Annotated in this window: 16 protein-coding genes; 11 read left to right on the forward strand and 5 right to left on the reverse strand. The window is 69.6% G+C overall.

Annotated features, from left to right (window positions below; all coding sequences use genetic code 11):
• Position 1: 1 nt before the first annotated feature.
• From ACZ6ZD_RS32120 to ACZ6ZD_RS32130, 3 genes are all read left to right on the forward strand, one after another.
• A complete protein-coding gene (locus ACZ6ZD_RS32120; protein WP_465677719.1) occupies positions 2 to 1,075 on the forward strand; it encodes an epoxide hydrolase family protein in 1,074 nt (357 codons plus the stop codon).
• Between the two features lie 40 nt (positions 1,076 to 1,115).
• Entirely contained in the window at positions 1,116 to 3,398 is a 2,283-nt protein-coding gene (locus ACZ6ZD_RS32125; RefSeq protein WP_465677721.1) for a family 78 glycoside hydrolase catalytic domain, read from the forward strand.
• A 186-nt stretch (positions 3,399 to 3,584) separates the two neighbouring features.
• A complete protein-coding gene (locus tag ACZ6ZD_RS32130; protein WP_465677723.1) occupies positions 3,585 to 5,300 on the forward strand; it encodes a cation:proton antiporter in 1,716 nt (571 codons plus the stop codon).
• Positions 5,301 to 5,340: 40 nt separating this feature from the next.
• On the opposite strand, the gene ACZ6ZD_RS32135 is transcribed toward ACZ6ZD_RS32130, so the two are convergent.
• Positions 5,341 to 5,718 carry a cysteine/serine endopeptidase inhibitor gene (locus ACZ6ZD_RS32135; RefSeq protein ID WP_465677725.1) on the reverse strand — a complete coding sequence of 126 codons (378 nt, stop codon included), beginning with the start codon at positions 5,716 to 5,718 and terminating at the stop codon, positions 5,341 to 5,343.
• A gap of 173 nt (positions 5,719 to 5,891) precedes the next feature.
• Here ACZ6ZD_RS32135 and ACZ6ZD_RS32140 point away from each other — a divergent pair, with 173 nt between their 5' ends.
• From ACZ6ZD_RS32140 to ACZ6ZD_RS32155, 4 genes are all read left to right on the forward strand, one after another.
• Positions 5,892 to 7,127: an MFS transporter gene (locus ACZ6ZD_RS32140; RefSeq protein ID WP_465677727.1), complete on the forward strand. Its 1,236-nt coding sequence runs from the start codon at positions 5,892 to 5,894 to the stop codon at positions 7,125 to 7,127.
• Positions 7,114 to 7,731, forward strand: coding sequence for a nitroreductase family protein (locus ACZ6ZD_RS32145; RefSeq protein WP_465677729.1), 618 nt, complete (start codon positions 7,114 to 7,116; stop codon positions 7,729 to 7,731). The genes ACZ6ZD_RS32140 and ACZ6ZD_RS32145 overlap by 14 nt, the downstream gene beginning before the upstream one ends.
• Before the next feature lie 276 nt (positions 7,732 to 8,007).
• Positions 8,008 to 9,033 (forward strand): LLM class flavin-dependent oxidoreductase, encoded by a 1,026-nt coding sequence (locus ACZ6ZD_RS32150; protein ID WP_465677731.1) that lies wholly within the window; start codon positions 8,008 to 8,010, stop codon positions 9,031 to 9,033.
• Positions 9,030 to 9,731 (forward strand): NADPH-dependent F420 reductase, encoded by a 702-nt coding sequence (locus ACZ6ZD_RS32155; RefSeq protein WP_465677733.1) that lies wholly within the window; start codon positions 9,030 to 9,032, stop codon positions 9,729 to 9,731. The genes ACZ6ZD_RS32150 and ACZ6ZD_RS32155 overlap by 4 nt, the downstream gene beginning before the upstream one ends.
• Before the next feature lie 76 nt (positions 9,732 to 9,807).
• Here ACZ6ZD_RS32155 and ACZ6ZD_RS32160 read toward each other — a convergent pair whose 3' ends face one another.
• Both ACZ6ZD_RS32160 and ACZ6ZD_RS32165 read right to left on the reverse strand, forming a co-directional pair.
• Positions 9,808 to 10,605, reverse strand: a complete 798-nt coding sequence (locus ACZ6ZD_RS32160) for a class I SAM-dependent methyltransferase (protein ID WP_465677735.1) — start codon at positions 10,603 to 10,605, stop codon at positions 9,808 to 9,810.
• Between the two features lies 1 nt (position 10,606).
• Positions 10,607 to 11,578, reverse strand: coding sequence for an ABC transporter substrate-binding protein (locus ACZ6ZD_RS32165; RefSeq protein WP_465677737.1), 972 nt, complete (start codon positions 11,576 to 11,578; stop codon positions 10,607 to 10,609).
• A gap of 79 nt (positions 11,579 to 11,657) precedes the next feature.
• Between ACZ6ZD_RS32165 and ACZ6ZD_RS32170 the strand changes: the two genes are divergently transcribed.
• On the forward strand, positions 11,658 to 12,431 hold the full coding sequence (locus ACZ6ZD_RS32170; RefSeq protein ID WP_465677739.1) for a siderophore-interacting protein: 774 nt from the start codon (positions 11,658 to 11,660) through the stop codon (positions 12,429 to 12,431).
• A gap of 14 nt (positions 12,432 to 12,445) precedes the next feature.
• Here the strand turns inward: ACZ6ZD_RS32170 and ACZ6ZD_RS32175 are convergent, their stop codons facing one another.
• Positions 12,446 to 12,589 (reverse strand): hypothetical protein, encoded by a 144-nt coding sequence (locus ACZ6ZD_RS32175; RefSeq protein ID WP_465677741.1) that lies wholly within the window; start codon positions 12,587 to 12,589, stop codon positions 12,446 to 12,448.
• A 147-nt stretch (positions 12,590 to 12,736) separates the two neighbouring features.
• Positions 12,737 to 13,669 carry a DUF1996 domain-containing protein gene (locus tag ACZ6ZD_RS32180; protein WP_465677743.1) on the reverse strand — a complete coding sequence of 311 codons (933 nt, stop codon included), beginning with the start codon at positions 13,667 to 13,669 and terminating at the stop codon, positions 12,737 to 12,739.
• A gap of 273 nt (positions 13,670 to 13,942) precedes the next feature.
• Between ACZ6ZD_RS32180 and ACZ6ZD_RS32185 the strand changes: the two genes are divergently transcribed.
• The 3 genes from ACZ6ZD_RS32185 to ACZ6ZD_RS32195 all read left to right on the forward strand — a co-directional run bounded on the left by ACZ6ZD_RS32185 (position 13,943) and on the right by ACZ6ZD_RS32195 (position 20,300).
• The gene (locus ACZ6ZD_RS32185; protein WP_465677745.1) at positions 13,943 to 16,108 is read left to right on the forward strand and encodes a discoidin domain-containing protein; all 2,166 of its coding nucleotides are present in this window, start codon (positions 13,943 to 13,945) and stop codon (positions 16,106 to 16,108) included.
• 100 nt (positions 16,109 to 16,208) lie between these two features.
• Positions 16,209 to 17,243 (forward strand): LacI family DNA-binding transcriptional regulator, encoded by a 1,035-nt coding sequence (locus ACZ6ZD_RS32190; protein ID WP_465677747.1) that lies wholly within the window; start codon positions 16,209 to 16,211, stop codon positions 17,241 to 17,243.
• Between the two features lie 795 nt (positions 17,244 to 18,038).
• A complete protein-coding gene (locus ACZ6ZD_RS32195; RefSeq protein ID WP_465677749.1) occupies positions 18,039 to 20,300 on the forward strand; it encodes a discoidin domain-containing protein in 2,262 nt (753 codons plus the stop codon).
• The last annotated feature ends 10 nt before the right edge of the window (positions 20,301 to 20,310 follow it).

Here is a 20,310-nt window from a genome sequence, read left to right on the forward strand (position 1 = left end):
GATGGATCGCTTCCGGATCGCCGTCCCCGACGACGTCCTCGATGAGCTGCGAGCGCGGCTTCGGCGTACGCGCTTCGTTACCGCGACCGCGCCGGGCTGGCAGGCCGGCGTCGACCCGGAGTACCTGCGTGCGTTGGTGTCGTACTGGGCCGATGAGTTCGACTGGCGTCGCGCCGAGGCCCGGCTGAACGACTACCCGCAGTACGTCGAGGGCGGGACGCACTTCGTGCACCTCAGGCGCGACCCGAGCCGGCCGCCCGTCCTGCTCACGCACGGCTGGCCCAGCGCGTTCACCGAGCTGCTCCCGCTGGCCGACCTGCTGGACGTCGACGTCGTGATCGCCACCCTGCCCGGCTTCCTCTGGTCCGAGGTGACCGAAGGCCCGACGACCCGCGCGGCGATCGCCGAACGCTTCCATCGGCTGATGACCGAGACTCTCGGCTACGACCGCTACTTCGCCTTCGGCGGCGATATCGGCGGCTCGGTCTGCGGCTGGCTGGCGACGCTCCACCCCGAGCAGGTCGCCGGCGTCCACGTCATTCACGGCCCCTTCCCGAGTGAGTTCGCCGAGCCGATCACCGAAGCAGAGCAGACCTGGCTGGACTCCGACGACGAGCGGGGTGAGGAGGACGGCGGTTACCAGGCCATCATCGGCACCAGCCCGGACACGGTCGCCAGTGCCTTGCTCGACTCACCAGCCGGTCTGGCGGCGTTCATCATCGAGAAGCTGCGGGCCTGGTCCGACTGCGATGGTGACCTCGAATCGCGGTTCGACCGCGACGCGCTCTGCACACTCCTAACGCTCTACTGGGGCACCGATTCGATCGGTACGTCGTTCCGCCCGTACTTCGACGGCCCGCACAACCAGCCGCGTCCAGTCATCACCGCGCCGGTCGCCGTCACCCAGAGCCAGGAGTGGAACATGCCGCTCTTCCCGCGGTCGATCGCCGAGCGGGCGGCGTCCGACATCCGCCGCTACCTCGCCCCCGATCGCGGCGGTCACTTCATGGCCTACGAAGAGCCGAAGCTGGTCGCCGCCGAGCTGACCGCGTTCATGGCCGGTATCGGTCAGTAGCCGGGACCTGACGCTGTGGTCCTGCCTAGGCTCGTCGGGTATGGGCTGGATACGGGGATTGGTCGGGTCGCTGGCGATGGTGTTGGTGAGTGGCGGCGTAGTGCCGCAAGCAGCGGTGGAGGCCGAATGGATCAGCGCGGGCGGGGACGCCCCGCTGGTGCGGACCGAGTTCGCGGTCGGCAAGGCCGTCCGGTCGGCCCGGGTCGAGGTCTACGGGCTGGGGTTCTACGAGCTGCATCTGAACGGCGCGAAGGTCGGGGACCACGTGCTGGCGCCCGCCAATACGCCGTACGACCGGTGGAACCTGACCGACTCCTACGACGTGACCCGGCAGATCCGGCGCGGGGAGAACGCGATCGGCATCTGGCTCGGCAACGGCTACGGCGCCCGGTACAACCAGTACGGCTTCCGCTGGCTCGGCCCGAAACAGGCGTTCGTCCGGCTCGACCTGACCTTCGCCGACGGCAGCCGGCAGCGGGTCGTCAGCAACGACGGCTGGAAGTGGGCCGACGGGCCGATCGTTGCCAACGACATCTATCACGGCGAGTCGTACGACGCCCGCCGGGAGCGGCCCGGCTGGGATGTCGCCGGGTACGACGACAGCGCCTGGTCGGCCGTGACCACGGTCGCCGCGCCGAAGGGTGAGCTCGCGCCGAACACCGCGCCGCCGATCCGGGTGCAGCGCGACCTGCGCCCGGTCGCGCTGACGACGCCGAGACCCGGCGTCCACATCTTCGATCTCGGCCAGAACATCGCGGGCTGGAACCGGCTCCGGGTGAAAGGGGCCGCGGGCAACGTCGTCCGGATGCGGACCGCGGAGGAGCTCGGCGCGGACGGCCTGCTCGACACTTTCACCAACCGCAACGCCGCCGCGACCGACACCTACACGTTGCGCGGCGACCCGCGCGGCGAGACCTGGGAGCCGCGGTTCACCTACCACGGCTTCCGGTACGTCGAGGTGACCGGCTATCCCGGGACGCCGACCCTGGACAGCATCACCGGCCGCGCGATCCACGCGGACGTCGAGTCCACCGGGCGCTTCGACTCGTCGGACCCGATGCTGAACCGGATCTGGCGGAACAACCGCTGGAGCATCCTGAACAACTCGCTCAGCCAGCCGACCGACACCCCGGTCCGCGACGAGCGGACGCCGCCGGCGATGGACGTCCAGGCGTATCACGAGGCCGCGATCCGTGAGTTCGGGATGAACGCGTTCTACGCCAAGTACCTGAAGGACCTGCCGCCCGGGACGGCGCTGCCGACCGACGAGATCAAGTCGCAGTACCCCGATATGGCCGGTGGGCAGGTGGTTCTCGCCTGGTCGCTCTACCAGGAGTACGGCGATCGGGCGACGCTCGCGGCGACGTACCCGCTGATGAAGACGTTCGTGGACCGGAACGCGGCCGAGGTGCCGAGTCACATCTGGCCGGCCGAGCGCTCGTTCGGCGACTGGTGCCCGCCGGACCACGGGCCGGAGGCGAACGACGGGATGGGCAGCCCGACCGCGGGGGACTGCTTCAGCGAGGGCTCACTCGTCAACACGGCTTTGTCCTATCGGCAGGCCGACGCGGTGGCGAAAGCGGCGCGTGTGGTCGGGACGCCGGACGACGTCGTCCGGTACACCGCGCTGGCCGACGCGATCCGTGTTGCCTTCAACAACCATTTCCTCAGTGCGGACGGGACGACGTACAGCAGCGGCCGGCAGACCACCAGCGTGCTGCCGATCGCGTTCGGAATGGTCCCGGCCGAGCATCGCCAGGCAGTCGGGGACAAGCTGGTGGCGACGATCCTGGGCAAGGACCGCGGGCACCTCGACACCGGCATCTTCGGGACGCGGTACCTCGTCGACGCGCTGGCCGCCGTCGGGCGATTGGACGTCGCGATGACGATCCTGCACCAGACGACGTACCCGGGGTTCGGCTTCCAGATCGCACACGGCGCGACGACTCCGTGGGAGCAGTGGCTGTACACCTCCGGCATGGAGACGCACGACCACGCAATGTTCGCCGGGATCAACGCCTCCTTCTACACCGTCCTGGGCGGTATTCAACCGGCCGAGCCCGGCTACCGGTCGATCGCGATCGCGCCGCAGCTCCCGCCCGGGCTCGAGCGAGTTGCCGCCAGCATCAAAACCGTCCGCGGCCTGGTTTCGTCAACCTGGGAACACCGGGACGGCCGCATCCGCCTGACCGTGACCGTTCCACGCGAAGCCACCGTCACCGTGCCGGGTACCGGCGTCCGGCCGCCCCGGGGAGCCGAGCACCTGCACGGCGCCACGTACCGGGTCGGCGCGGGCCGGTGGGTCTTCACCGCGCGGGGCTGACCACGCGCCTAGGGCATGTCTCCCAATCCCACGCCTACTGCGCTGCACTCGGCACGGCATCTCGCCGCACTGGTGCAAAGGGCACGATGCGCCGCATCGAACCCTTCGCCCCAGCGCACCGAGCTACCGCACCGAGCACATGCTCGCTACGGCGCGGAATTGAGAGACACGCCCTAGGGTGGTTGCGTGGAGCATCAGTTCTTGCTTGTGGCCGGAGCCGGGCTGGCGATCATGATCGCGGCGTCGGTGTTCGCGCGGCGGACGGGCGTCGCGGCGCCGTTGCTGCTGGTGGCGCTCGGGATCGGGGCGAGTTACCTGCCCGGCGCGCCGACCATCCACCTGGAGCCCGAGCTGGTGCTGGCGGGGGTGCTGCCGCCGCTGCTGTACTCCGCGGCCGTCCAGCTGCCGGTGCTCGACATCCGGCGGAACTTCGGGCTGATCTCCTGGCTGTCCGTGGTGATGGTGATCGTCTCGTCGGTGGCGATCGGCGCCGTGGTGCACGCGGTGTTCCCGAACATCTCGTTCCCGCTCGCGGTGGCGCTCGGCGCGGTGGTCAGCCCGACGGACGCGGTCGCCGCGACGGCGATCGGGCATCGGGTCGGCCTGCCGCCGCGGCTGCTGACCGTGCTCGAGGGCGAGAGTCTCGTCAACGACGCCTCGGCGCTGGTGGTGCTGCGGACGGCGATCGCCGGGATTGGCGTCACCGGCGGGTTCAGCCTCGGCGCGACAGTCCTGGACTTCGCCTGGGCGGTGGCCGGCGGCGTGCTGATCGGGCTGGTCGTCGGGTGGCTGACCGCATTGCTGCGGCAGCGGCTGGACGACCCGGTGCTGAACACGACGATCTCGTTCGCCGTCCCGTTCCTGGCCTACTTCCCGGCCGAGGAGCTGCACGCGTCCGGCGTCCTCGCGGTCGTGCTGGCCGGTCTCGTGACCGGCGTCCTGGGCAGCAAACGGTTCAGCGCGCAGGACCGGCAGACCCAGTCGACGACCTGGACGACGGTCAGTTTCCTGCTGGAGAGCGCGGTCTTCCTGGCCATGGGCTACCAGCTGCCCGAGCTGATCGACGCCGCGCGCGAGGAGACCACGGTCGGCGAGATCAGCGGCCTGGTGCTGATCGTGGTCGGGCTGCTCGTCGTCCTGCGGTTCGTCGGCCTGCTCGGGCCGGCGTTGGGGATCCGCTTCAGCCGCGACGACCGGGCCGAGCAGACCCGGACCAGACTGAGCGCGTTCGAGGAGCATCTCGACGCGATGGACCCGAGTGGCGAACGCGAGGAGACCCGGCTCGCCTGGGCGCGCAAGCGGCTGGCCCGCGGCCGGGCCGATATCGACTTCGAGGAGCGGGAGCCGCTGACCGGGCGCGGCCTGTTCGTCGTCGGCTGGGCCGGCATGCGCGGCGTCGTCACGGTCGCCGCCGTCCAGACCATCCCGCCCGGGACGGCGCACGGCGCCACCGTCGTCCTCGCGGCCTTCCTGGTCGCGCTGATCACGCTGGTGCTGTTCGGGCTGACGCTGCCGATGGTGATTGCCTGGATGAAGTTCAGCGCGGTCACCCCGGAGGACAAGCGCGACTCGTCGCAGGCGCTGCTGCGGCGGATCGCGGAGTCGGCCATCGACGCCCTCGGCCCGCTCGAGGAGCAGACCATCGACGGCGCCCCACTCGACCCCGACCTGGTCAGCTCGATGAAGGACCGGATCCTGCCGCAGATGTTCGTGATCACCCGGCAGTTCCGCGACGCTGAGCCCGACAACCGCGGGCAGATGCTGATCATCCAGCGCCGCTACCTGGACGCCATGCGCAACGCCCTGATCGCCGAGCGCGGTATCGGCGCCTACAGCTCCGAGACCTACCGCCGCGCCGAATCGCTGATCGACGGGTTCGAGCAGCGCTTCACCACCACCTGAGACCGCCGGCGAGCAGAACGCTGCTCGCCGGCGGGTGGTTTCAGACGATGTCCCAGGTGATGTTGATGATGCCGACGTCCGGGTTGGCCAGGTTCGCGAAGGCCGGCCGGCTGAGGTCGATCTTGTTGGTGGGACACGACGGGCACTTGTCGCGGATCGGGACCGTGATCGTGCGCCCGTTGTAGGTCACGCGGATGGACTTCTTGCAGAGCGGGTCGTTGTTCGGGTTCGGGCTGGTCCACAGGCCCGCGGGCGCGGCCACCAGCCAGTCGGTGTTCGCGTTCAGCGGGGTACCGCAGGCGCCGATGCCGGCGTCGTTGTACCAGCTCGCGGTGCCGCTGACGGCGAACGCCGGAGTGCTGGTCATCGTGAGGGCGCCGGCCAGAGCGGCGGCGCCGAACAGCATGCGGAGTTTCATGTTCCTCACCTTTCGGGGCGGATGTGGGAACGCTTCCATCACCTAGAGTCAATGGTCGGCGACCGTGTGTAAAGAGCTGTTCGGAAAACCTCTGGCGAACGCTCACGGGCGTTCGATTGCCGGGAATCGTCAATCGTCGGCGCGCGCGCCGCGATCACCGGTTGAGTGGGGTCGTGACCGCCTTCGCTCCCGCCGTGCGCCGACTGATCGTCGCGACCCTCGTCAACACCCTCGGCAACGGCCTGTACGCCGCCATCGGGGCGCTCTACCTGACCCGGGTCGCCGGCCTGTCGGTCGGCCAGGTCGGGATCGGCCTGACGATCGCCGGGGTGGTCGGGCTGATCACCAGTACGCCGATGGGCGTGGTCGCCGATCGGCTCGGGCCGAACCGGGCCTACGTCGGCTTCCTGCTGCTGCAGGCGATCACGATGAGCAGCCTGACCCTGGTCCACTCCTTCGCCGGGTACGTCGCCGTCGCGGCGGTGACCGCGATCGCGGACTCGGGCCAGCGTGGTGCGAAAGGCGCGCTGATCGCCGGGCTGTCGCCGTCCGATCAGCGGGTCCGGACGCGCGCGGTGCTGCGGGTGACGACCAATATCGGGATGGGGATCGGGCTCGCGGTGGCCGGGATTGTGCTGGCCCTCGATCAGCGCGATCTCTACATCGGAGCGCTGCTCGTCAACGGCCTCACCTATTGCGTGACGGCCGCGCTGGTCCGGTTCGGCCTGCCGATCGTCGAAAAGGTGCCTGCGGCAACTGGTCCGTCGGGGCTGACCGCGCTACGGGACCGGCCGTTCCTGGTCTTCGTCGTCCTGGACGGCGTGCTGAGTATGCACAACGCGATGGCGCAGCTCGCGATCCCGCTCTGGGTCGTGACGGCGACCGATGCGCCGCGATGGCTGATCTCGGTGCTGCTCGTGGTGAACGCGGTGGCCGTCGTCCTGCTGCAGATCCGCACGGCCCGCGGGACCGAGACGCTCACCGGAGCGGCGCGGGCCGGCCGTCGGGCCGGGTTGTTACTGGCGTTGGCCTGCGGCGTGCTCGCGGTCACGGACATGACGTCGGGAGCGGTCACCGTTGCTTTGCTGGTGGTTGCGGCTCTGGTGCACGTGCTGGGGGAGATGCTGCAGTCGGCGAGCGGGTGGGGTGTCAGCTTCGAGCTCGCGCCGCCAGGTGCGCAAGGGCAGTACCAAGGTGCGTACGCGATGGGGCATCAGCTCGGTGATCTGGTCGCGCCGCTCTTGCTGACCACGATCGCGGTCAGCTGGGGCTGGCCGGGGTGGCTGATCACCGCGGTGCTCTTCCTCGGCGCGGGCGCCTTCATCCCCGCGGTCGTCCGGCGAGCGCGACATGAGACGCCGAGCGTCGGCGTCCAGCGGGTGGAAGACTGTCGCGGTGTCCACTCTTGACCTCACGCCCGACGAGTTGCTCACGACGACCCGCGCTGTCCGCAAGCGCCTCGATCTGACCAAACCCGTCCCACTCGAACTGATCAAGGAATGTATCGAGATCGCGCTGCAGGCGCCGTCCGGGAGCAATCGCCAGGGCTGGCACTGGCTGGTGATCACCGATCCTGAGCACCGCAAGACGATCGCGGAGTACTACCGCACCGCGCTGCACGCCTACTTCGCGACGCAGGAGCCGACCGACGACCCGGTGCAGGCGCGGGTCAAGGCCAGCTCGGAGTACCTCGGCGACCACCTGGCCGAGGTGCCGGTGTTCGTCATCCCGTGTCTCAAGGCCGGGTCGCTGCCCGAGGGGAACCAGGCCGGTCTGTGGGGCTCGATCCTGCCCGCCGCCTGGAACTTCATGCTCGCCGCGCGCGCCCGCGGTCTCGGCACCACGTGGACGTCGCTGCACCTCAACTACGAGACGGAGATCGCGCAGCTGCTCGGCATCCCGGACGACATCCGGCAGGCCGTGCTGATCCCGACGGCGTACACGATCGGCACCGACTTCAAGCCCGGGCCGCGCAAGTCCCTCGACGACGTGGTGCACTTCGACACCTGGTGAGCGCATAGCGCCGGGTACCGGTCCTCCGAACAACTGTGTGACGAGGACCGGGGAGGGCCCATGCACCAAGCACTGTGGATCTCGATGGGAGTACTGACCATCCTGGCCGGCGGCCGCTTCTGGCTGGCCGCCCGCGCCCAGGAACTCCGCCGCCGCGGATAGGCCGTCGTCCCGCTCCCGTCGTCCGTTCCCGTCGTCCTGGAATGAAGCCGGTTTGTTTGGCGTTGACGTGTCAACCTAGACTTACGGTGGACTTGGGACGAGAGGGAGTGTCGGATGAGCGGGCTGGAGTTCGGGCTGGACACGTTCGGGGATGTGCCGAACGGGCCGAACGGGGAGCCGGTGTCGTATGCGGCGGCGATTCGGCAGGTGGTCGAGGAGGCCGTGCTGGCCGACGAGCTCGGCGTGGACGCGATCGCGCTGGGTGAGCACCACCGGCCGGAGTACTCGATCTCGACGCCGGAGACGGTGCTGGCCGGGATCGCCGGGAAGACCTCGCGGATCAAGCTCGGCTCCGGCGTGACGGTGCTGAGCTCGGACGACCCGGTCCGGGTCTTCCAGCGGTTCGCGACTGTCGACGCGCTCTCGAACGGGCGGGCCGAGGTGATCCTCGGGCGCGGCTCGTTCACCGAGTCGTTCCCGCTGTTCGGCTACGACCTGGCCGACTACGAGGTGCTCTTCGAGGAGAAGCTGCAGCTGTTCGCGCGGCTGCTCGAGGAGAAGCCGGTGACCTGGAGCGGTACGGTCCGGGCCGGGCTGGAGGACGCCGACGTCTTCCCGAAGACCGAGTCCGGGCTGAAGACCTGGGTCGGCGTCGGCGGGTCGCCGCAGTCCGTCGTCCGGACGGCGTTCTACGGGCTGCCGTTGATGCTCGCGATCATCGGCGGCTCGCCGGACCGGTTCGCGCCGTACCTCGACCTGTACCGCCGGGCCGCGGAGCAGTTCGGGACGACGCCGCAGGCGGTCGGGGTGCATTCGCCGGGGTTCATCGCCGACACCGACGAAGCCGCCAAGGAGCTGTATTACCCGCACTACAAGGTGATGCGGGACCGGATCGGCGCGCTCCGCGGCTGGCCGCCGATCAAGCGCGCGGAGTTCGACTCCGAGGTGGCCAACGGCTCGATGTACGTCGGGTCGCCGGAGACCGTGGCGCGCCGGATCGCCGGGGCGATCAAGTCGCTCGGGGTCGGCCGCTTCGACCTGATCTACTCCAACGGCGCGATCCCGGGCGCCGACCGGCTGCACGCCGTCGAGCTCTACGGCAGCAAGGTGATCCCGATGGTCCGGGAGTTGCTGGCATGAGCTTCGCGGCCAAACCGACACTGGCGATTCTCGGCGCCGGGAAGGTCGGTACGGTGCTGGCCCGGCTCGCGGTGCGGGCCGGGTACCCGGTGCTGATCGCGGGCTCGGGCGACGTGGCCAAGATCGCGCTGATCGTCGAGGTGGTCACGCCGGGCGCGGTCGCGACCACCGCGGTCGAGGCGGTCCGCCGGGCCGACGTGGTGATCCTGGCGCTGCCGCTCGGCAAGTACCGGACGATCCCCGCGGCGGAGCTGACCGGCAAACTCGTGATCGACGCGATGAACTACTGGTGGGAGGTCGACGGGATCCGCGACGACCTGACCGATCCGCGGACGTCGTCGTCCGAGCTGATCCAGGCGTTCCTGCCGTCGTCGCGAGTGGTGAAGGCGTTCAACCACATGGGCTATCACGATCTCGAGGACGGCGCGCTGCCCGCCGGCGCCCCCGGCCGCAAGGCGATCGCCGTCGCCGGGCCGGATGCCGAAGCGGCCGAGGCCGCGCGGATCGTCGACGACCTCGGCTTCGATCCGGTCCGGGCCGGCGTCCTCGCCGACGGCGTCCGCCTCGAACCCGGCACCGAGGCCTTCGGCGCCAACGTCGAGGCCGATGAGCTGGCGGCGATGCTCACCCGCTTCCCCGACTCACCCCGCGGTCTTGAGGTCGCGGCCGCCCGCGGAGCTGTACGCACGGACGGGTAGAGGTGGTCGCGCGGGCCGCCGCCTACGCCTGGAGGTTGGCGGCGGCCCCGACTACTACCCGTTCGTCGGCCCGGGGTCAGCGGAGGGTGAAGAGGTTCATCCGGTAGGTCTTGGCTCGCGCGCTGAGGCCGATCAGCGGGAGTAGCGCGCGGTAGGTGAAGGGGAGCTGGTTGCGGGTCGGCTGTTGGGCGAGGCTGCGGGAGTCGAGCAGGCGCAGGCCCCACGGCTCGAGCGTGCGCGGGTCGTCGCAGACCCAGTCGAACTTGGCGTCCATGTGTTTCAGGGCGTCGTGGGTGCGCTGGGTGTCGACCATCGCGCGGCCGGCGGTGTCGAAGGCGATCCGCGACCCCGGGAACGCCGCGCCGAGCTGCTCGACGACGCGGCGGACGTCGTCCTGTTCGAGGTAGAGGAAGACCGCCTCCGCGACGAAGAAGTACGGCCCGGGGTGCTGCTCGACGATCTCGAGCCAGTCGGTGTCGAGGACCGAGCCCGCGACCTGCTGGTTGCGCGCGCTCGGCGGGAAGAACTGCCGGCGCAGCGCCATCGAGTCCGGCAGATCGAGGTCGATCCAGTGACAGCGGCCGTTGTCGAGCCGATCGAAGCGGGTGTTCAGCCCGGCGCCGATCTCGACCACGGTGCCGCCCGGGTGGTCGCTGAGGAACGCGGCCACGTAGTGGTCGAAGATCATCCCGCGCAGCACCGACCCGACCAGGCTCCGGCCGCCGTCGAACTTGGCGAAGTCGTAGTCGATCGCCGCGACCATCTCGACGGCCTTCGGGTCCGCGACCAGCGGGCGCTTCTTCCGGGTCTCGACCGCGCGGCCGTAGAGCGGGATCAGCAACGTCTCCTGGGTGGCGCCCAGTTGTACTCGCATGTCAGGCCTCCTGGAGTTCGCCGAGGACGACGTCCAGCCGGTCGACGAGTTCGAGCGCGTTGCCGAGCGAGGACGCACCGGAAATCACCGGGTAGACACGGCCGGCTCGGACCGCGGGCAGGGTCTTCCACAACGGGCTGCCGGTCAGCGGCGCGTTGTCCGGCGCGGCGGTCTTGCCGTCGGGACCGGCCGGGATCAGCAGTACGTCGCTGTCCTGGAGGACGCCGAGGCGTTCGGTCGAGTACTCCTGGGTCGCCTTGGCCTGCGTCGCGGACGGCGTGGCCAGGCGGACGCCGCAGTCCAGCAGGACCTGCGTGTCGGTCCAGGCCTTGCCGAGCGTCCAGAACGTCGAGTCGGAGGCGGCTTGGGCGAAGGTGAACGAGCGTCGGGCGAGTGTGTCGGCGTACTTGGTCTTGAGCTCGTCGCAGCGCTGGCGGTAGAGGCTCAGCAGAGCGTCAGCCTGCGGTTTGCGGCCGAGGACTTCGCCGCAGCGGACGGCGACGTCCGGGAGCCTGAGCTGCTGGAAGCTGATCACCACGGTCGGCGCGATCGCGCTGAGCTGCCGGTAGAGGGCGTCGTCGGTGTCGATCGTGCGCAGGATCAGGTCCGGCCCGGCGGCCGCGACCTTCTCCGGGTTCGGCTCGGTGAAGTCGCCGATCAGCGTGACGCCCTTGAGCTTCGGCGCGTAGCGCGCGCCGGTGTCGGCGTACCCGGTGCCGGCGGCGGCGATCGGGATCATGCCGAGGTCGACCACGGCGAAGGCGCCGTAGAAGTCGGCGCAGACCACCCGCTGGGCGACCAACGGCACCTCGACCGGGCCCTTGTCGGTCGCGACCGTACGCCGGGCCGCGGGCGCCGGAGCGCCGTCGTCGGCTCCGCAGGCGGTCAGTAGCGAGGCGGTGACACCCGCGGTGACCGTCAGGAACTGCCGGCGGTGCAGGGTGTCGTCAGGCAGCAGGATCGCGGCGGTCATCGGCGCTCACTTCGCTCGATCGGTTGGTTAGGCTAACCTAACTTGGAATCGGTTCGTGGGGAATTGTGAGGAGATCCGGATGGGCGACCAGACCCCGATGCTGGCCACTGTCACCGACGTGCGGCGGCTGACACCGCGGATGGCGCGGATCACGGTCGCGAGCACCGAGCTGCGCCGGTTCGCCTACGACGGGCCGGATCAGCTGGTCCGGATCTTCCTGCCGAACGGCGTCGTCGACGAGCTCACGCTGCCGGTGACGACGAACTGGTGGCCCGAGCTGACGTCGATGCCCGAGGCGACGCGACCCGTCGTCCGCAACTACACCGTACGTCGGCTGGATCGTACGCAGGGTGAGCTCGACATCGACTTCGTGCTGCACGGATCGGGCGCTTCGGCCGGGCCGGGGTCGTCGTTCGCCGAGCATGTCCGGCCGGGTGACAAGTTGGGTGTGCTGAGTGACGGGGCGGACTACCTGCCGCCGGTCGACACCGACTGGGTGCTGCTCGTCGGTGACGAGTCGGCGTTGCCGGCGATCGCGGCGATCCTGGAGCAGGTGCCGGAGGGGCTGCCGGTGACGGCGCTGCTGGAGGTCGAGGACGCTTCGGACGAGGTCGAGCTGGCGTTGCCGGCGACCTGGGTGCACCGGGGCGCCGGCGTCCGGAACCTGCGTGTGCTGGCGGCGTTGCGGTCGCTGGAGTTCCCCGCGGGGACGCCGTACGTGTGGGCGGCCGGTGAGTCGGGGCTGGCGACCGGCGTCCGGCGGCATCTGGTCAACGACCGGGGGATCGCGAAGGACCGGATCTACTTCTGCGGGTACTGGCGGTGTGATGCGGGGGAGCCCGCCGAGGACTGAGCCGTGAGTCGGCTTCAGTAGCGCTCGGCCGGGAACTCCACCGATTGGACACCGAAATGGGTGTCCAGCATCACGTCGTCGTCGACGACGCCGGACCGACCGCGGTCCGTCTCCAACAGGCGTAGCAGCGCCAACAACCGGCGGGTCACTTCGCACATGCCGGATCACCCCCTCCCAGAGTTCCTATCGCGGGAAAGGGGCCGAACGTTTCATCGGAGTTTGTTGCGGATGGCAACGTGGCCCGCGGTGCCGGGTCTGCCCGATCCCGGGCACCGCGGGCGGCTAGGGGTGGTGCGGCCGCCGGGTCAGGGGCGCCCGGGCAGCCGATAGTTGTCGCCGAGGACCTGGCCCCGGTGCGGTTTGTAGAGGTCGTAGCCGCGTGAGTTGCACTGCAGGCCACCGTTGATGCAGTGGCTCACCAGGGCAGCGAGGGTCGGTTCGTCCCACGCGTTGAAGAAGTCGTAATGCCAGGAGTAGCCGCGGCCGCTGGCCAATCGGACGTTGGTCACGTCCCCGTCGGCCGGGAACGCGATCTTGAACTCGAGCATCGGGACGGGGTTCGGGTGCGACGCCGGGCAGGCGCCGTTGACCGGGTAGGCCATGTGGCTCTTGTGGTCGGGGGTGTCCAGGTCGCGGCCGTTCCAGCAGCTCGGGGCCTGGTAGCGGATGTTGAGCTGGGTGCCCGCCGGGCAGTTGGCCGGGAAGTCCCAGTTGTGGGCGCTGTCGCCGCACTCCCAGCCCTCGACGGCGCCGGGGGAGGTGCGGAAGTCCTCCTGGGTGGCGGTCGGGCTGCCGACGACGTACCGGATCCCCGGCGGGAACGGACGGACCTTGGTGTAGTCGAGGATGCCGGATTTGTAGTAGATGGTCTGGTGCCAGGTCTGGGCCACCGGATCGTTACCGCGGAACATCGTCGGCCACCAGTACGCCGACAGGTCGTCGGGGTTCAGGCAGGTGGTCGCGTACGGTCCGGCGGCGTTCAGGCTGTTCAGGGTGGTGGCGGCGTTCGTCGTTCGGTTGCCGACGAAACTGTGGTCGTGGGACGCGCCCGGCATGTTCGGGAACACGATCGGGTCGTCGCCGGCGCGGTGGTTGACGGTGCAGTTGACCTGGAACTCGTGGTGGGTCACCTCGTCGGCGGCATGGGCGGACGCGCCGGCCAGGGCGGTCAGCACGGTGGCGATCACGCCGACGACGGTGCCGCCGGCGTACAGGACTTTCTTGCGTCGGGAGAACACGGAGCTCCTCCTGGGATCGGGGGATGTCCGCGGGCGTCGACGTCACAGGGGGGTGGGGCAGCCCGCGGTCGGGATCGCGGGAGAGCGCTCTCTGAGACACCATGATCCGGGGCTCCCGCGGTGTCAACCCTCTGTGGTTCCGGAACCAGCTGAGCGTGAGATCGGCGTTGCGAGGCATTGACAAGGGTCTTCGGGAGCGGCCACGATCACTCCGCGAGAGAGCGCTCTCTCAGTCTCTCTCCCGCTGAACTCCCGCTGAAGGAGTACCGCCCGATGAAGCTCTTGCCCGCTCTCCGTTCCCGCCGGCGACGGCGTTCGACGACGGCCGCGCTGGTCGCGGTGGCGTTGGTGGCGCTCGGCAACCTGGTGGTGTCGGCCGTCCCCGCGCAGGCTGCGACCCTGTTGTCCCAAGGTAAAACCGCGACCGCGCTGACCAGCGAGGGCGCCGGTACGCCGCCGTCGGCCGCGGTCGACGGTGACGCGAACACCCGATGGTCCAGCGAGTGGGCCGACAACCAATGGCTCGCGGTCGATCTCGGCGCCACCGCGACCATCGAGCAGGTCGTCCTGCAGTGGGAGGCGGCGTACGCGACCGGCTACCGCATCGAGGTCTCGGCCGACGGCCGGCAATGGAACCCGATCTACAGCACGACGACCGGCCGGGGCGGCACCGAGACGCTGAACGTGAGCGGCAGCGGCCAACACATCCGCATCTTCGGCACCGCCCGGGCCAACGGCTACGGCATCTCGCTGTTCGAGTTCAAGGTCTTCGGTACGCCGGGCGACACCGGTCCGCCGCCGGGGAACGGGACCGTCCGGGTCGCCGGCAGTCAGGGCAACTGGCAGCTCCTGGTGAACAACGCGCCGTGGACCGTGAAGGGCCTGACCTGGGGCCCGCCGGCGACCGAGGCCGCGCAGCGGCTACCCGAGCTGAAGGCGATCGGCGTCAACACCGTTCGCACGTGGGGGACCGACGCGAGCTCGAAGCCGCTGTTCGACGCGGCGGCCGCGAACGGGATGCGCGTGGTCGCGGGCTTCTGGCTTCAGCCCGGTGGGGGGCCTGGGAGCGGCGGCTGCGTGAACTACGTGACCGACACCAGCTACAAGACGACGATGCTCGGCGAGATCCGGCGCTGGGCGACGGAGTACAAGGACAACCAGGGCTTGCTGCTCTGGAACGTCGGCAACGAGTCCGTGCTCGGCCTGCAGAACTGCTACTCCGGCGCCGAGCTGGAGCAGCAGCGCATCGAGTACGCGAAGTTCGTCAACGAGGGCGCCAAGGCGATCCACGCGATCGACCCGAACCACCCGGTCACCTCGACCGACGCGTGGACCGGCGCCTGGCCGTACTACAAGCAGTACTCGCCGGACCTCGACCTGCTCGCGGTCAACTCGTACGGCAACGTCTGCCGCGTGAAGCAGGACTGGATCGACGGCGGCTACACCAAGCCGTACATCCTGACCGAGGGCGGTCCGGCCGGCGAGTGGGAGGTGCCGAACGACGCGAACGGCGTCCCGAACCAGCCGACCGACCTGCAGAAGCGCGACGGGTACCTGCAGGCCTGGAACTGCGTCACCGGGCACGCCGGGGTCGCGCTCGGGGCGACCTTGTTCCACTACGGGTCGGAGGACGACTTCGGCGCGGTGTGGTTCAACATCACGCCGGGGAACCAGAAGAGCCTGTCCTGGTACGCGATCCGGCAGGCCTTCGGCGGTCCGGGCGGCGGGAACACGCCGCCGGTGATCACCGGGATGACGCTCAGCCGGACGACCGACGTCCCGGCCGGCGGGACGATCTCGGTCAACGTCGCGGCCAGTGATCCGGACGGGGACGCGCTCTCTCACGAGTTCAAGGTCGGTGGGAAGTACATCGACGGCAGCGGCGCGCTGGTCGGGACGCCGTCGTCCGGGAGCGGGCCGTTCACGGTGACCGTGCCGCAGCGGCTCGGAGTCTGGAAGCTGTACGACTACGTCCGGGACGGGCGTGGGCACGTCAGCATCGAGACCCGCTCGTTCCGGACGGTCGCACCGCCGGTCGAAGGGACCAACATCGCCCGCGGCCGGACGGCGACAGCGTCGTCGTACCAGCAGGTCGGGCCGGGCGCGCCGTTCCCGCCGTCCAACGTGACGGACGGGAACAACACGACCCGGTGGGCCAGCGATTGGGCCGACCCGCAGTGGGTGCAGGTCGATCTGGGGCAGGTGACGTCGTTCGACCGGATCCAGCTGATCTGGGAGGGAGCGTTTGCCCGCGAGTACCGGATCGAGGTGTCCGACGACGGGAACGCCTGGAGAGCGCTCTACAACACCGCTGCCGGTAACGGCGATGTCGACGACATCACCACCGGCGGGACCGGGCGGTACGTCCGGCTGACCGGGACCGCCCGCGGAACCGGTTGGGGGTACTCGCTCTACGAGTTCGGGATCTACAAACGCTGATCCGTCCACGTGCTGGTGCGGCGGCCCACCACCTGGGGCCGCCGCACCCTGTGGATAACTTTGGAGGCAGGGGCGAGTGTCAGAGATACGATCCACAGCGATGACGAAGACACCAGCTCAGACGCCGCGGCGGACGCCGACCTTGGAGGACGTCGCCAAGGCGGCGGGCGTTTCGCGCGCCACGGCGTCGCGCGTGGTCAACGACGTCGGCACGGTCGATCCGGCGTTGCGGCTGCGCGTCCACGACGCGATCGCCGCCACCGGCTACCTCCCGAACGCCGCCGCCCGCACACTCGTCAACCGCCGGACGGGGACGGTCGCCCTCGTCATGTCCGGCTCCGACGGCTCCGCAGAGCAGGTCTTCGCCGATCCGTTCTTCGGGCGGATCACCGGCGGCGTCGTGACCTGCCTGCGCGATCGGGGGATGCGCGCGACCGTGCTGCTCGCCGACTCCGAAAAGGCCCGCCGCGACGCGCTGGACGTCGCCCGCCGCGAAGCCGACGGCGCACTACTGGTCTCCACCCACCCGAACGACCCGCTCCCGCAGCTCTTCGTCGACGCCGGCGTCCCGGCCGTCCTGTTCGCCCGGCCGTCCTCGATGGTCCCGATCAGCTTCGTCGACGTGGGCAACGACGTCGGCGGCGCCTTGGCCGCCGACTGCCTCGCCGACCGCGGCTGCAGCCGCATCGCCACCATCGCCGGCCCGGCCGACCTCCCCGCCGCCATCGACCGCCTCGCCGGTTTCCAGCGCGCTCTCCAGCGCCGCGGCATCCCCTACGTTCACGTTGCCCGCGGCAACTTCACCGCCGAGAGCGGCGAACAAGCCATGGCCGAACTCCTCGCCCAGACCCCCGACCTCGACGGCGTCTTCGCCGCCAACGACCTGATGGCCGTCGGCGCCCTCCGCGTCCTCCGCGACGCCGGCCGCGCCGTCCCCCACGACGTAGCCCTCATCGGCTTCGACGACTCCCAACCAGCCCGCCTCACCCGCCCCCGCCTCACCACCATCTCCCAACCCGTAGAAGCCATGGCCGCCCAAATGACCACCCTCCTCCTAACCCACCTGACCACCCCCCAAACCCCACCCACCTCCACCATCTTCGACCCCCACCTAATCCCCCGAGAAACCGCCTAACCCACCCCACTCCACCCGGCACCCGTCGCCCCCCGCCCAGCCAAGCGCCACCCCACCCCCGCCGAACACACACCGACCTGCCCACCCGCCGTACACGCGGCCTCCACCGTCCCCGGTCGACCAGCGGAAGTGCCGGGCCGCCGTACAACCGACGCTCAGCCGAACACGCGGGCGCCCCGCCAACACGCGCCAGCTCCCCACTACGGGAAGCGGCTTACACCAACTCCATCACGGCCGCCGCCCACCCGCGCCAGGCGAACGCCCCGGCCGCCAACGGCAAACGCAACAGACGCCAATGATTGCCAAGGGCCCGCACCCCGCCGAGGCGACTCACGGCGCCCACCCACGCCCGTCAGCTCCCACGGCCGGGGAATCGGCCTACCGCAACTCCATCGCGGCCGCCGCCCACCCGCGCCAGGCGGACGCCCCGGCCGCCGACGGCAAACGCGCGGGACGCCGGTGGTTGCTTAGACCTGCATTAGGAGGAGGCGGCTCGCGGCGACTCACTCTCACCCGCCAGCGCCTGCTCGACGGGAAGCGGCTTGCGGAAGCTCCATCGCGGCCGCCGCCTATGCGCGCCAGGGGAACGGCCCGGCCGCCGACGGCGAACGCGGGGGACGCCGGTGGTTGCTTGGGGCATCTATTGGGGTTGCTCGGGGTAGGGGATGGGTTGTGGTGCGGGAAGTTCCGGAACCGGTGTGAGGGAACGTTCCCTTGACAGGGGTCCGGGGCGGAGCCACTCTCTGAGAGAGCGCTCTCTCGGACCTTCTCCCGCCCTCCTGATTGGTGTCGCCCATGGATGTGTCGTCGCGCCTGCGTGCGCGTTCTTTGATGGTTCTCCGCGGTCTTGCCGCGCTTTCGATGGCGGTGGCCGGCCTCGGCGCTGGTGACGCCGTTGCCGGGCCTCGTACGGCTCCGGCCAGCACTGTTCAGCAAGACCGCGCGGCTGCCTGCGGTACGGCGAATGCCGCGGCCAATCGTCCGGTCACGGCGTCGTCCAGCGAGAACGCCGGCGTACCGGCCGCGGCCGCGGTCGACGGCAACCCGGGAACGCGCTGGGGGAGCGCTTTCTCCGATCCGCAGTGGTTGCAGATCGATCTGGGCGCGAAGGTCAGCGTGTGCCAGGTCGTGCTGACCTGGGAGACGGCGTACGGGAAGGCCTTCCGGATCGAGGTGTCGGACAACGCCTCGGCGTGGACCGAGGTCTACTCGACGACGACCGGTACCGGCGGTACGCAGACACTCGACGTCGCTGGCAGCGGCCGCTACGTGCGGATCACCGGCACGCAGCGGGCCACCGGCTGGGGATACTCGCTCTGGGAGGTCGCAGTGCGCACCGCAGACGGCGCCGGTCCCGTGGTGTCGCCCACTGACCCACGCAATCCGGACTTCGGCCCGAACGTCTTCGTCTACGGACCCGGCAGCTCGCAAACAGCTATGCAGAACAAGCTGGACCAGATCGCCACCGAGATGCACACGAACCAGTTCGGCACCCAGCGGTACGCCGTGCTCTGGAAGCCAGGCACGTACAACGCCGACGTGAACCTAGGCTTCTACACCCAGGTCGCTGGGCTCGGACTGTCGCCGGACGACGTCAACCTGAACGGCCACGTCCGGGTCGAGGCGGACTGGCTGCAGCAGGGCGATAACCCGAACAACAAGGGCAACGCGACGCAGAACTTCTGGCGTGCGGCCGAGAACCTCGCAGTGACCACGCCACCTGGCCAGATCGAGCGCTGGGCGGTTTCGCAGGCTGCGCCGTACCGGCGGATGCACTTGAAGGCTGCGCCGGAGGTGCAGCTGTGGAACGGCGGCGACGGCTGGGCCAGCGGCGGTCTGTTCGCGGACACCAAGATCGACAACAGAGTCGTCTCCGGATCGCAGCAGCAGTGGTTCTCGCGGAACTCGGAGTTCGGCTCGTGGAGCGGCTCCGTCTGGAACATGGTGTTCGTCGGCACCAACGGCGCCCCGCAGCAGAACTTCCCGAACCCCTCGCACACAGTGGTCGGCCAGACCCCGAAGGTCCGCGAGAAGCCCTTCCTGTACTTCGATGCAGCCGGCAACTACAACGTGTTCGTACCGGCGCTGCGGACGAACTCCTCCGGTACCAGCTGGTCCAACGGCCCAGCCGCCGGCACCTCGATCAGCCTGGCCGACTTCTTCGTCGTCAAGCCCGGTGCGACCGTCGACACCATCAACGCCGCACTGGACCAGGGCAAGCATCTGCTCTTCACACCGGGGATCTACCACCTCAACGACACGATCCGGGTGAACCGGGCCAACACCGTCGTACTCGGCCTCGGACTGGCCACCCTGATCCCCGACACCGGCAAAGCAGCGATCAGCGTCGCTGACGTGGACGGCGTCAAGCTGGCCGGCATCCTCGTCGACGCCGGCCCGGTGAACTCACCAGTGCTGGTCGAGATCGGCGCGCAGGGCTCCACAGCGAGCCACGCGGCGAACCCGACGTCCCTGCACGACGTCTTCGTCCGCGTCGGCGGTGCACACGTCGGTAAGGCGACAGTGAGCCTCCGAGTCAACAGCAACGACGTCATCGGCGATCACCTCTGGCTGTGGCGCGGTGACCACGGCGAAGGTGTCGGCTGGGATGTGAACACCGCAGCCAACGGACTGGTCGTCAACGGCAACAACGTGACCATGTACGGCCTGTTCGTCGAGCACTACCAGGAGTACGAGACCATCTGGAACGGCAACGGCGGCCGCACGTACTTCTACCAGAACGAGTTCCCGTACGACGTCCCCAACCAGGCAGCCTGGTCCAGCGGCGGCGGCACTCAGGGCTGGGCGGCGTACAAGGTCGCCGACAACGTCACCAACCATGAGGCGTGGGGCGTCGGCAGCTACTGCTTCTTCAGTCCCAACAACTCCATCGTCGCCACCCGCTCGTTCGAAGTCCCCGACACCCCCGGAGTCCGTTTCCACGGCCTCGTCTCCGTCTCCCTCGGTGGCGTAGGCACCATCTCCAACGTCATCAACAACACCGGCGGCACGGCCAACACGGCAACCCAGCAGCGCTACGTCGTGAACTACCCCTGACCCACTCCTG

The sequence above is a fragment of the Kribbella sp. NPDC104218 genome (genome assembly GCF_055584105.1).